Raw genomic sequence first — 12,427 nt, 5'->3', positions numbered from 1 at the left:
CAAACGCAGGAGCCCGGACGCTCCTGACGGAGTGTCCGGGCTCCTGTTGAGCTCCGCTCGTGCTACTGGGTGCGGTTCTCACCGCGGTAGTACTCGAAGACCCAGCCGTACAGGCCGATCATGATCACCGGCACCGAGAAGTACAGCAGCCACCAGCCGATCGCGACCGACAGGAAGGCGAGGGCGCCGCCGACGCCGAGGGCGAGCGGCTGCCAGCTGTGCGGGCTGAAGAACCCGACCTCACCGGCGTCGTCCGCGACGTCGGCCTCCTTGTTGTCCTGCGCGCCGGCGTCCACCCGCTTGGCCGTGAAGCCCAGGTAGAAGCCGATCATGATGGACAGGCCGAAGGCCAGGAAGAGCGCGGTGGTACCGGCCGGCTCCTTCGACCACACGCCATAGACGATCGCCATGACGAGGATGAAGACGCTCAGCCAGATGAACATCCGTCCCTGGATCTTCACTTGCCGGCCTCCTTGCCGCCGTTGCCGGCCAGAGCCTTCTCACCGTGACCGGCGTTCTCGAGCTGGTCGAGAGCGGCGATCTCCGGGTGGTGCAGGTCGAACGCCGGGGATTCGCTGCGGATCCGCGGCAGGGTGAGGAAGTTGTGGCGCGGCGGCGGGCAGGAGGTCGCCCACTCCAGGGAGCGGCCGTAGCCCCACGGGTCGTCGACGCCGACCGGCTTGCCGTACTTGGCCGTCTTCCACACGTTGTAGAGGAACGGCAGGATCGACAGGCCGAGCACGAACGAGCTGATCGTCGAGATCGTGTTCAGGGCGGTGAAGCCGTCGGCCGCCAGGTAGTCGGCGTAACGACGCGGCATGCCCTCGGCGCCCAGCCAGTGCTGGACCAGGAAGGTGCCGTGGAAGCCGATGAACAGCGTCCAGAACGTGATCTTGCCGAGCCGCTCGTCGAGCATCTTGCCGGTGAACTTCGGCCACCAGAAGTGGAAGCCGGAGAACATCGCGAAGACGACGGTGCCGAAGACGACGTAGTGGAAGTGCGCCACCACGAAGTACGAGTCCGAGACATGGAAGTCCAGCGGCGGCGAGGCCAGGATGACACCGGTCAGACCACCGAAGGTGAAGGTGATCAGGAAGCCGGTGGCCCAGAGCATCGGGGTCTCGAAACTCAGGGACCCCTTCCACATCGTTCCGATCCAGTTGAAGAACTTCACGCCGGTCGGGACGGCGATGAGGAACGTCATGAAGGAGAAGAACGGGAGGAGTACGCCGCCTGTGACGTACATGTGGTGCGCCCACACCGTCACGGACAGACCCGCGATCGCGATGGTCGCCGCGATCAGACCCATGTAGCCGAACATCGGCTTGCGGGAGAAGACCGGGATGACCTCGGAGATGATGCCGAAGAACGGCAGGGCGATGATGTACACCTCTGGGTGGCCGAAGAACCAGAAGAGGTGCTGCCACAGCAACGCTCCGCCGTTGGCGGCGTCGAAGACGTGTGCCCCGAATTTCCGATCCGCCTCCAGCGCGAAGAGCGCGGCGGCGAGGACGGGGAAGGCGAGCAGGACCAGCACCGCGGTCAGCAGCACGTTCCACACGAAGATCGGCATGCGGAACATGGTCATGCCGGGCGCGCGCATGCAGATGATCGTGGTGATGAAGTTGACCGCACCGAGGATCGTGCCGAAGCCGGAGAAGGCCAGACCCATGATCCACAGGTCGGCGCCGACGCCCGGCGAGCGGACCGCGTCCGACAGCGGGGAGTAGGCGAACCAGCCGAAGTCGGCCGCGCCCTGCGGGGTGAGGAAGCCACCCACCGCGATCGTCGAGCCGAACAGGTAGAGCCAGTAGGCGAACATGTTCAGCCGCGGGAACGCCACGTCGGGCGCGCCGATCTGCAGCGGCATGATCCAGTTGGTGAAGCCGGCGAACAGCGGCGTCGCGAACATCAGCAGCATGATCGTGCCGTGCATCGTGAACGCCTGGTTGAACTGCTCGTTCGACATGATCTGCAGACCCGGCCGGGCCAGCTCGGCGCGCATGAAGAGCGCCATCACGCCGCCGATGAGGAAGAACGCGAACGACGTGACCAGGTACATCGTGCCGATGGTCTTGTGGTCAGTGGTGGTGAGCCACTTGATCACGACACTGCCGCGGTTCTGGCGCCGGAGCGGCAGCTCGTCCGTGTAGTGGGACCCTGCTGCCGCGGCACCCTGGGGTTCGTTGAGGATGCTCACAGGTTCGTCGTCTCCCGGTCCTTCTCGTGGGCGGTCTGCTCGATGCCCGCGGGAACGTAACCGGTCTGCCCCTTCTTCGCGAGGTCCTTGAGGTGCTGCTCGTAGCGCTCGGGGGAGACGACCTTCACGTTGAACAGCATCCGGGAGTGGTCGACGCCGCAGAGCTCGGCGCACTTGCCGAGGAAGGTGCCCTCCTTGTTGGGGGTCACCTCGAACGCGTTGGTGTGGCCCGGGATGACGTCCTGCTTCATCAGGAACGGCACCACCCAGAAGGAGTGGATGACGTCACGCGAGGTGAGGACGAAGCGGACCGTCTTGCCCTTGGGGAGCCAGAGGGTCGGGCCGGGGTTGCCGGTCTGCGGGTTCCGCGTGGCGGGGGTGCCGAAGTCGTAGACACCGCCGGCGTTCGCCGGGAAGTCCTCCTTGAACCGGGTCGGAATCGCGTCCAGGTTCTTGTCGGTCTTCGCGTCGCCCGTCGAGCCCGCGACGGGCTCGATGTAGTTGAACGCCCAGCTCCACTGGTAGCCGACGACGTTGATGGTGACGTCGGGCTGCTTCTTGAGGCTGAGCAGCTTCGACTCGTCGCGGGCCGTGAAGTAGAAGAGGACCGAGACGATGACGAGCGGAACCACCGTGTACAGCGCCTCGATGGGCATGTTGTACCGGGTCTGCGGAGGAACCTCGACCTTGGTCCGGCTGCGCCGGTGGAAGATCGTGCTCCACAGAATCAAGGCCCACACCAGCACGCCGGTGGCCAGCGCGGCTGCCCAGGAACCCTGCCAGAGGGAGAGGATCCGCGGAGCCTCTTCCGTGGTCGGGGTGGGCATACCAAGGCGGGGGAAGTCCTTGTATGTGCAACCGGTGGCGGTCGCCAGGACCAGGCCCGCGGTCATTGCCTGCAGCAGCTTCCGCCGCATCGGGCGCCGCGGCGAGCGGTCGGAGCCGTTGGGACTCACGTAGCGCCTTCCCGAGAGTCTCGCCCGCGCGTGTTGGCTGCGGCCTGCCTTCTTCGGTGGTCGGTCGCCGCCCTGCGTCGGGCAGGGGTTTGGATGTTTATGCGGACCAAACCCTAGCCGACGCTCTCCGGGGGTTCAGCGGGAGGGGTGCCTACGGGGTGGGGGGTTCGCTGAATTGGCGGCTGAAGGCTGTTCGTGGCTGGCCGCGCCCCGCGGCGGAGCCGCTATTGGATACAGCCCCGCGCCCCTGGCGGTACTAGCGTTGGCCTGTGTCTTACTTCGATGCCGCTTCCTCTGCTCCGCTTCATCCCGTTGCTCGTCAGGCGCTGTTGGCGGCCCTTGATGAAGGGTGGGCCGACCCCTCCCGTCTTTATCGGGAAGGGCGGCGGGCTCGGTTGTTGCTAGATGCTGCTCGGGAAGCCGCTGCCGACGCTGTGGGATGCCGTCCTGACGAGCTGACGTTCACCTCCTCCGGCACTCGCGCCGTTCACACCGGTATTGCGGGGGCACTCGCCGGGCGTCGTCGTATCGGACGCCACCTGATCGTGTCTGCTGTCGAACACTCCTCCGTCCTCCATTCGGCTGAGCTGTTCGATGTGACCGAGGTTCCGGTGGGGCGGACGGGTGGGGTGAGTCCGCAGGGGTACGTGGATGCTCTTCGGCCCGATACCGCGCTGGCCTGTCTGCAGTCGGCCAACCATGAGGTGGGGACCGTGCAGCCGGTGGCCGAGGTCGCCGCCGTGTGCCAGGAGGCCGGGGTGCCGTTGCTGGTGGACGCGGCGCAGTCGCTCGGGTGGGGGCCGGTCGAGGGTGGGTGGTCCCTGCTGACCGCCAGTGCGCACAAGTGGGGCGGCCCGTCGGGGGTCGGTCTGCTCGCCGTGCGCAAGGGCGTCCGCTTCTCGCCCCAAGGGCCCGCCGACGAGCGGGAGTCGGGGCGGGCGCCCGGATTCGAGAACCTGCCGGCGATCGTCGCGGCGGCGGCCTCCCTGCGGGCGGTGCGGGCCGAGGCGGCGCAAGAGGCGGTACGGCTGCGGGAGCTGACGGCGCGGATCCGGGCGCGGGTGCCTCAGCTGGTCGCCGACGTGGACGTGGTCGGGGACGCGGAGCGCCGGTTGCCCGGGATCGTCACCTTCTCCTGTCTCTATGTCGACGGGGAGACCCTGCTGCACGAGCTGGACCGGGAGGGTTTCTCCGTCTCGTCCGGTTCGTCCTGTACGAGCAGCACGCTGACGCCCAGCCATGTACTGAAGGCGATGGGGGTGCTGAGTGAGGGGAATGTGCGGGTTTCGTTGCCGACGGGGACGACTTCCGAGGATGTGGACCGTTTCCTGGAGGTGCTGCCGAGGGCGGTGGCGGCAGTGCGGTCCCGGCTGGACGCGCCGATGCCCTCGGCCACCCCGCACGAGGACTCACTGGTCGTGGACGCCCTCGGCAAGCGCTGCCCCATCCCGGTCATCGAACTGGCGAAGGTCATCGGAGACGTACCGGTGGGCGGGACCGTCCGGGTCCTCTCGGACGACGAGGCGGCCCGCCTGGACATCCCGGCGTGGTGCGAGATGCGGGAGCAGGAGTACGTGGGAGAGGAACCGGCGGACCGGGGTTCCGCTTACGTGGTCCGCCGGATCTCCTGACGGGTCACTTGAGGTGGGTGCGGACCTCGTCGGCGGCCTCGTCGCCGTACGCCTTGGTGAACCGCTCCATGAAGTTCTCCCGCCGCAGCCGGTACTCCTGCGTCCCCACCGTCTCGATGACGAGAGTCGCCAGCATGCAGCCGACCTGCGCCGCCCGCTCCAGCGAGACACCCCAGGACAGTCCCGACAGGAACCCCGCGCGGAAGGCGTCGCCGACCCCCGTGGGGTCCGCCTTGCGCTCCTCCTCCGCGCAGCCGACGACGATCGGCTCCTCACCGGCCTTCTCGACCCGCACGCCCTGCGCGCCGAGCGTGGTGACCCGGTGCCCCACCTTCGCGAGGATCTCCGCGTCCGACCAGCCGGTCTTGGACTCGATGAGCCCCTTCTCGTACTCGTTGGAGAAGAGGTACGTCGCCCCGTCGAGGAGGATCCGGATCTCGTCGCCGTTCATCCGGGCGATCTGCTGGGAGAAGTCCGCGGCGAAGGGGATACCGCGCGAGCGGCACTCCTCGGTGTGGCGGAGCATCGCCTCGGGGTCGTCCGCGCCGATGAGGACCAGGTCGAGTCCGTCGACCCGGTCGGCCACCGTCTTCAGCTCGATCTGGCGGGCCTCGCTCATCGCGCCCGTGTAGAAGGAGCCGATCTGGTTGTGGTCGGCGTCGGTGGTGCACACGAATCGGGCGGTGTGCAGCGTCTCCGAGATACGGACGGACGAGGTGTCGACGCCGTGCCGGTCCAGCCAGGAGCGGTACTCGTCGAAGTCGAAGCCCGCGGCACCGACGAGGATCGGGTTGGTGCCGAGCTGGCCCATGCCGAAGGCGATGTTCGCGCCGACGCCGCCCCTGCGGACGTCGAGGTTGTCGACCAGGAAGGAGAGCGAGACCGTGTGCAACTGGTCCGCGACGAGCTGGTCGGCGAAGCGGCCGGGGAACGTCATGAGGTGGTCGGTGGCGATGGAGCCGGTGACTGCGATGCGCACGGCGTGGCTCTCCTGAGGAAGGGTGTATTGACGGTTAACGCTATCGGGTCCGTATGGAGTACTGCGAGGCGGCCGACGGAGCACTGAAGCAGGTAAAACTACCCGATAGTAGATCTTTCTTCGCGGGCAGCGGCGTGCATACGGTTCCGTCATGACGAACCTCGAGCTGTACGCCCCCACCCCGGCCGACCTGGACAGCGACCTTGCCTCGCTGCTCGGGGACTGCGCCCGGATGGCTCCCCACTGGGCGGTTCCGGAGCGGATGATTTCTCTTCCGGTCTCTCCCTCGCTCATCCACGGTGTGACGGTGCCCGAGGGCTCCGCCCGGCTGCTGGATGCCATGTCGGAGTACGGCGACTGAGCCACGGGGCGCGAGTCGGCGCGTTCGAGGGAACCGCGCGCTCCCCTGCTGCGTCCCATCGCCGTCCCCCGGAAAGGGGATGCGGGATACGACCCGTTCGCCGACCTTTTTGACAGGGTCGGGTCAGGGTCGAGGGACAGTTGCGCAGCAGAAGGAGCGATGCGGTGAACACCGAGCGACCCGACAACGACGACACCGGGGCCGACGCCTCCGGCGGTGGGGACGGGAGCGCTGCGGAAGCTCTTGGCGCGCGGGGAGCGGGCGGCGCCGTGGAGAAGCAGGGCTCCGGGGTTTCCGGTGACGAGGAGTCGGGCCGTGCCGGGGCTCCTCCGGCGGCGGAGGCCGACGGTACGGAAGAAAGCCGCACCGGGGCTGATCGAGACGGTGAAGCCGTCGCGGCCGAAGGCGCCGCGGAGCCCGAGGAGCGAGTCGCCGCCGCCGACCCGGACGAGCCCGCAGCCGCCGACGCCGTTGCGAGTCCGACCGGGGCCGAGACGGCTGACGCCGCGGCCGAGCGGGACGAGTCTGCGGGATCCGACAGCGTTGCGGGATCCGACAGCGTCAGCGGGCAGGACGCCTCCCTGGCCGCCGACGCCGCTGTCGCATCGGACGAATCCGCACCCTCCCGCTCCGAGGTCCCCCGGGACGAGGGCGCCGACGATCTCCGTCCCTCCCGGCGCCGCTCGCCCGTCGTCATCGCCGCTGTCGCCGCCGCCGTACTGCTGGTCGGAGGTGGCGGGGCTTACCTCGCCACGAGTGCCTCCGGAGGGTCCGGGAAGGACACGACGTCCGGGGCGTCCGGTGACGACACTCCCCCGCTTCTCACGCTCGACGGGTACAGCCGGAGCGGCGGGGAGGGCAATGGAATCGCGCCCGGGGAGCCGAATCCGTACGGCGTGACCTATCGCGTCGACGGGAGTCTCCCCAAGGGGCCCGGCTCGGCGGCCGTCTACCAGGCGAGGGGGCAGGTCACCGAGGACGACGTGACGCGGCTCGCCGAGTCGCTCGGGGTCGAGGGGAAGCCGGTGGCGCAGGGGGAGGTCTGGCGGGTCGGCGTCAAGGACGGTTCGGGGCCGGCTCTCACGGTGAACAAGCAGGCGCCGGGGGCCTGGACCTTCCAGCGGTACGCCCCCGTCATCGACTACTGCGACAGCGCCACCGTGTGCGGGCCCTCCACGGACGCGCCGGTGAGCGAGGGGGCCGCGGAGAAGGCCGCCGCGCCGGTGCTGAAGGCGCTGGGCCAGGACGACGCGAAGCTCGACGCGAGCCAGGTCATGGGCGCCCAGCGGGTGGTGAACGCCGATCCGCTGGTCGGCGGGCTGCCCTCGTACGGCTGGTCGACCGGCGTCACCGTGAACGCGCAGGGTGAGGTGGTCGGCGGTACCGGCCAGTTGAAGGCGCCGGTCAAGAGCGACACGTATCCCGTGCTGAGCGCCGAGAAGACACTGGCCCTGCTGAACAAGGTGCCGGCGGCCGGCCACCGCATGGGCATCGGCGGCTGCGCCAGTCCCGTACCGCTGAAGGACCGGCTTGAGGCGCCCTGCGGGGAGTCGACGGCGAGTCCTGCGAACAGCACGCTCACCGTCGAGAAGGCAGTGTTCGGGCTGGCGTCGCACTACGTGGCGGGCCGGCAGTCGCTCGTGCCGTCCTGGCTGTTCGAGGTGCGGGCGACGGGCGCGAAGGACGCGTTCACGGTGACGTATCCGGCGGTCGACCCGAAGTACATCGCCTCCCCGGCGACCGCGACGCCCAGTGCGCCTGCCTCCCCCACGGCACCCTCCGAGGAGCCGAGCTCGGCGCCGAAGACGCGGGACGTGAAGGTGGACGGCTACACGGCCGACGGTGACCAGCTGACCGTCAGCTTCACGGGCGGGGTGTGCGGGGACTACGCCGCGTCGGCGAAGGAGAGCTCGGGCGAGGTGGCGGTGACGGTGACCTATACGCCCTGGCCGGACAAGGTCTGCATCATGATCGCCAAGGAGATCCAGAAGACGGTGCCGCTGGACGAGCCGCTCGGCGACCGCAAGGTCGTGGGCTCGGACGGCAAGGAGATCCCGAAGAAGGCGGGAGCCGCTCGGCTGCCGGAGACCTCCGGGGCCCAGTAGTCCCGGAGACGCGAGAAGGCGGCGGCCCTGTCGGACGGGGCCGCCGCCTTCTCGCGCTGGAGACTGTTTAGCTGAAGGAGTCGCCGCAGGCGCAGGAGCCGGTCGCGTTCGGGTTGTCGATCGTGAAGCCCTGCTTCTCGATGGTGTCCACGAAGTCGATGGACGCGCCGCCCAGGTAAGGGGCGCTCATGCGGTCGGTGACGACCTTGACGCCGCCGAAGTCCTTGACGACATCGCCGTCGAGGGAACGCTCGTCGAAGAAGAGCTGGTAACGCAGGCCGGAGCAGCCGCCGGGCTGGACGGCGACGCGCAGGGCCAGGTCGTCACGGCCTTCCTGATCGAGCAGGGCCTTGACCTTCGACGCGGCGGCGTCGGACAGGATGATGCCGTCGGTGACGGTGCCGGTCTCGTCCGATACGGACATCTACATCTCTCCCGGGTTGTACGGAGACTGCTTGCCGACTGGTGCAACCGGCAAGGCCGCGGATTCATTCCGGGCCGGGCACCGGATTTCCGGCGCCTTCTTCATGCTCGCACATGCGGTCGCCGTCAGAAAATGCCGCTTCGGGATTCACGTCACATCGACGCAATGACCATCGTCAAAGTGACGTGAACCGGGTTATGATAGATAACGTCAGTTCGACGAAAAGTAGAAAGGGTGCGTGTCGTGACCACCGCCCAGACCACGGAGCTCGACGTACAGCCGACTCCGCTCGCCCTGTTGCTGCTCGGCCGTGAGGCCGACCCGAAGAGCGAGCGGGGCGTCGAGTGCCCCGGCGATCTGCCCTCGCCGTCCGACCCCGACCTGGTCGAGCGCGCCCGCGCGGCCAAGGAGAAGCTCGGCGACAAGGTGTTCGTCCTCGGCCACCACTACCAGCGTGACGAGGTCATCCAGTTCGCCGACGTCACGGGCGACTCCTTCAAGCTGGCCCGGGACGCGGCCGCCCGCCCGGAGGCCGAGTACATCGTCTTCTGCGGTGTGCACTTCATGGCCGAGTCCGCGGACATCCTCACCTCCGACGACCAGAAGGTGGTCCTGCCGGACCTCGCCGCCGGCTGCTCCATGGCCGACATGGCGACGGCCGAGCAGGTCGCCGAGTGCTGGGACGCGCTCACCGAGGCCGGCATAGCCGAGCAGGTCGTGCCGGTGTCGTACATGAACTCCTCGGCGGACATCAAGGCCTTCACGGGCAAGCACGGCGGCCTGATCTGCACGTCGTCGAACGCGAAACGCGCCCTGGAGTGGGCCTTCGAGCAGGGTGAGAAGGTTCTCTTCCTGCCCGACCAGCACCTCGGCCGCAACACCGCGGTCCGCGACATGGGCATGTCCCTGGAGGACTGTGTCGTCTACAACCCGCACAAGCCGAACGGCGGCCTGACCGCCGAGCAGCTGCGGGACGCGAAGATGATCCTGTGGCGCGGTCACTGCTCGGTGCACGGCCGCTTCTCGCTGGAGTCGGTGGAGGACGTCCGCGCCCGCATCCCCGGTGTGAACGTCCTCGTGCACCCCGAGTGCAAGCACGAGGTCGTCGCCGCCGCGGACTACGTCGGCTCGACGGAGTACATCATCAAGGCGCTGGAGGCGGCCCCGGCCGGCTCGAAGTGGGCGATCGGGACCGAGCTCAATCTCGTACGACGCCTCGCGAACCGTTTCGCCCCCGAGGGCAAGGAGATCGTCTTCCTCGACAAGACGGTCTGCTTCTGCTCGACCATGAACCGCATCGACCTGCCCCACCTGGTCTGGACCCTGGAGTCGCTGGCCGACGGCAAACTCGTCAACCGGATCGAGGTCGACAAGGAGACCGAGGCGTTCGCCAAGCTGGCGCTGGAGCGGATGCTGGCGCTGCCGTAAAGCCGGTGCGGCCTGTGCTCACCCCGACGCCCCGGGGTGAGCCGGGTCGAGGCCGAAGACGGTGCCGTCCGGGGTGCTCACGGTCAGCGCGCCGTCGTACGGCAGCACCTCGGCCTTGATCGTGTAGCTGTTCGACAGGCGCTCGGCGTGCGTGCCCGTCTCCCACAGCAGCGTGCCCTCGCGCGCGTCGAGGGCCGCGACCCGGCCGCTCGGGCTGGCCAGGTACAGGGTGCGGGTGCGGGCGTCGTACGTCGGCCTGCCCGAGCCCTCGACGCTGGTGCGGGTCTGCCACAGCTGTCTGCCGGTCAGCGGGGACACGGCGGTCACCTGGCCGTCGGTCCTGGTGATCCACAGGGTGCCGGCGGCCAGTGTCACCGAGCCCTTGTAGGTCTTCGTCAGCTTCGTCGTGGTGCCGACGCCGGTCTTGGGGTCGGCCAGCCAGATCTCGCCGAACGTCAGGTCCTCGGGGCGCGCCGGGCCGGTGCCGTTCCCGATGACGAGGGCCAGACGGCCGTCGACCTCGCCGAGCATGCCGGTCTTGTACGGGGTCTTCAGCCTCCGGACCACCGATCCGTCGGTCCGGTTCAGTTCCAGGAGCGTGGCGGGCCCGGACTCGTCCGACGGGAAGCAGTGCGCGTACAGGACGGAGCCGACCGTCGGGAACTGGCAGTACGCGCCGGTGGGCAGCCGCATGGTCCAGCGGTCGATGCCGGTGCGCGGGGCGCGGGCGGTCACCAGCGTGCCGCTGGTGTCGGTGGTCAGGACGAGGTCACCGGACAGGGCCAGGTCGACGCTCGTGTCGTTCACCGTGCGGGCCCAGAGCTGCTCCCCGCTCTCGGTGTCGAGGGCGACGACGCTGACCGAGCCGCTCGTGGCGCCGACCGGGTAGATGGAGTGGCGGACGAGCACCGCGTCGTCTCGCACGCCGAGGATCGTGAAGTCGTTCAGCGTCGAGTTGGGGGACGCGATGGAGGCGCGCCAGACGGTGTCCCCGGTACGGCCGTCCAGACGCACCGGGAGGACGCTGCTGCCCCCGCAGTAGACCGCCCCCTCATACCTCGCGCAGGCGACGTCGGGCGACTCGGCGCTCTCGTTGTCCAGCGGTTCGACCTCGCCGCGCGGCGCCGACTTGTACGCCGTCGTCTGCCAGGGCTGCCAGCCGGAGGGCACGGCCGCCCAGCGGGAGCTCGCGGACGGGGCGGGGGCCAGCGCCTCGGGGCTGGGCTCGAACCCCGGTCCGAAGCGGAGGTACCCCAGCAGGCCCAGGCTCAGCGCGCCCGCGGTGGCCGCGGCGACCAGCAGCGGGCGGCGGAGACGACGGCGTCCGTCACGCACCCGTACGGGCCCGCCCGGCCCTCGCCGCTGTGGGCTCCGGGTGGTCGCCCGCGGATCGGCCTCGGCGTACGTCTCCCCCATGGCCCGCAGGACGTCCCCGCGCAGCGACATGGTGTCCGGTCCGGCGGAGTCGGCCTCGGGCAGGACGGCCACGAACTCCTTGGCGAGGTCGTCGAGTTCGGGCCGCTCGGCGGGCTCCTTGCTCAGGCAGCGTTCCAGGACGGCGCGCAGGGGCTGCGCCACGCCGTCCAGCACGGGTGACTCGTGGACCACCCTGAAGGCGGTCAGATAAGGGCTGTCGGCGTCGAACGGCCCCCGTCCGGTGGCCGAGAACACCAGCAGCGCGCCGAGCGAGAAGACGTCGGAGGCGGGACCGACGGTGCGGGCGTCGGTGAACTGTTCCGGGGACATGAAGGGCGGGGTGCCGATCATCTGCCCGGTCTCGGTGAGGGTGTTGTGGTTCTCGGCGGCACGGGAGATACCGAAGTCGATGACCCGGGGCCCGTCCTCGGCCAGCAGCACGTTGGCGGGCTTGAGGTCCCGGTGCACGACCCCGGCCCGGTGGATGTCCCGCAGCGCCTCCACCAACCCGAGGGCCAGTTGCCGCAGTTCGGCGTCCTTCAGCGCGCCCCGCTCACGGATCCGCTCGGCGAGGGAGCGGCCGGGGACGTACTGGGTGGCCATCCAGGGCCGTGCCGCCTCGGGGTCGGCGTCCACGACCGGTGCGGTGAAGGCGCCGCTGACCTTGCGGACGGCCTCGATCTCCAGGCGGAAACGGGCGCGGAAGACCTTGTCCTCGGCGTGCTGGGCGTGCACCACCTTCACGGCGAGCTCTCGCCCGGACCTGGATCTGGCCCGGTACACGATGCCCATGCCGCCGGCGCCCAGCCGGTCGACCAGTTTGTACCCTCCGACCGATTTCGGGTCGTCCTTGTGCAGTGGCACGCCCGAATCCCTTTCCCGCGCACGGCAGTTCGAGGGCACAGCATATGTAACGGGAGGGTCGGG

General features: G+C 69.1%; 10 protein-coding genes. 4 read left to right on the top strand and 6 right to left on the bottom strand.

The window, feature by feature from the left end:
* Nucleotides 1-62: 62 nt before the first annotated feature.
* The 3 genes from AB0D34_RS16145 to coxB are packed head-to-tail and all read right to left on the bottom strand — an operon-like array spanning nucleotide 63 to nucleotide 3,156.
* Nucleotides 63-461: a cytochrome c oxidase subunit 4 gene (locus tag AB0D34_RS16145; RefSeq protein ID WP_362661927.1), complete on the bottom strand. Its 399-nt coding sequence runs from the start codon at nucleotides 459-461 to the stop codon at nucleotides 63-65.
* Nucleotides 458-2,200: a cytochrome c oxidase subunit I gene (ctaD, locus tag AB0D34_RS16140; protein WP_362661925.1), complete on the bottom strand. Its 1,743-nt coding sequence runs from the start codon at nucleotides 2,198-2,200 to the stop codon at nucleotides 458-460. Before ctaD ends, AB0D34_RS16145 begins: the two co-directional genes overlap by 4 nt.
* Nucleotides 2,197-3,156 (bottom strand): cytochrome c oxidase subunit II, encoded by a 960-nt coding sequence (gene coxB / locus AB0D34_RS16135; RefSeq protein ID WP_362661923.1) that lies wholly within the window; start codon nucleotides 3,154-3,156, stop codon nucleotides 2,197-2,199. The genes ctaD and coxB overlap by 4 nt, the downstream gene beginning before the upstream one ends.
* Before the next feature lie 269 nt (nucleotides 3,157-3,425).
* On the opposite strand from coxB, the gene AB0D34_RS16130 reads away from it, so the two are divergent.
* A complete protein-coding gene (locus tag AB0D34_RS16130; RefSeq protein WP_362661922.1) occupies nucleotides 3,426-4,787 on the top strand; it encodes an aminotransferase class V-fold PLP-dependent enzyme in 1,362 nt (453 codons plus the stop codon).
* Between the two features lie 4 nt (nucleotides 4,788-4,791).
* Here the strand turns inward: AB0D34_RS16130 and AB0D34_RS16125 are convergent, their stop codons facing one another.
* Nucleotides 4,792-5,766: a carbohydrate kinase family protein gene (locus tag AB0D34_RS16125; RefSeq protein WP_362661920.1), complete on the bottom strand. Its 975-nt coding sequence runs from the start codon at nucleotides 5,764-5,766 to the stop codon at nucleotides 4,792-4,794.
* 151 nt (nucleotides 5,767-5,917) lie between these two features.
* Between AB0D34_RS16125 and AB0D34_RS16120 the strand changes: the two genes are divergently transcribed.
* Together AB0D34_RS16120 and AB0D34_RS16115 are read left to right on the top strand one after the other, a co-directional pair.
* The gene (locus tag AB0D34_RS16120) at nucleotides 5,918-6,127 is read left to right on the top strand and encodes a hypothetical protein (protein ID WP_362661918.1); all 210 of its coding nucleotides are present in this window, start codon (nucleotides 5,918-5,920) and stop codon (nucleotides 6,125-6,127) included.
* Between the two features lie 164 nt (nucleotides 6,128-6,291).
* Nucleotides 6,292-8,232, top strand: a complete 1,941-nt coding sequence (locus tag AB0D34_RS16115) for a hypothetical protein (protein WP_362661916.1) — start codon at nucleotides 6,292-6,294, stop codon at nucleotides 8,230-8,232.
* A gap of 67 nt (nucleotides 8,233-8,299) precedes the next feature.
* On the opposite strand, the gene AB0D34_RS16110 is transcribed toward AB0D34_RS16115, so the two are convergent.
* Nucleotides 8,300-8,656, bottom strand: a complete 357-nt coding sequence (locus AB0D34_RS16110; protein ID WP_164427171.1) for an iron-sulfur cluster assembly accessory protein — start codon at nucleotides 8,654-8,656, stop codon at nucleotides 8,300-8,302.
* A 243-nt stretch (nucleotides 8,657-8,899) separates the two neighbouring features.
* On the opposite strand from AB0D34_RS16110, the gene nadA reads away from it, so the two are divergent.
* The gene (gene nadA, locus AB0D34_RS16105; protein ID WP_362661914.1) at nucleotides 8,900-10,084 is read left to right on the top strand and encodes a quinolinate synthase NadA; all 1,185 of its coding nucleotides are present in this window, start codon (nucleotides 8,900-8,902) and stop codon (nucleotides 10,082-10,084) included.
* An 18-nt stretch (nucleotides 10,085-10,102) separates the two neighbouring features.
* Here nadA and AB0D34_RS16100 read toward each other — a convergent pair whose 3' ends face one another.
* Nucleotides 10,103-12,364, bottom strand: coding sequence for a protein kinase (locus tag AB0D34_RS16100; RefSeq protein ID WP_362661912.1), 2,262 nt, complete (start codon nucleotides 12,362-12,364; stop codon nucleotides 10,103-10,105).
* Nucleotides 12,365-12,427 lie beyond the last annotated feature (63 nt).

It is taken from the genome of Streptomyces sp. NPDC048420 (assembly GCF_040651535.1).
Classification (GTDB): domain Bacteria; phylum Actinomycetota; class Actinomycetes; order Streptomycetales; family Streptomycetaceae; genus Streptomyces.
Note: the sequence above shows the minus strand (reverse complement) of the source record. Positions and strands in the feature narration are given on the sequence as shown.

Excerpts from the sequence above, each read along its gene's own strand:
- AB0D34_RS16110 (WP_164427171.1), bottom strand. The coding sequence starts at position 8,656 with ATGTCCGTATCGGACGAGACCGGCACCGTCACCGACGGCATCATCCTG.
- AB0D34_RS16120 (WP_362661918.1), top strand. The coding sequence starts at position 5,918 with ATGACGAACCTCGAGCTGTACGCCCCCACCCCGGCCGACCTGGACAGC.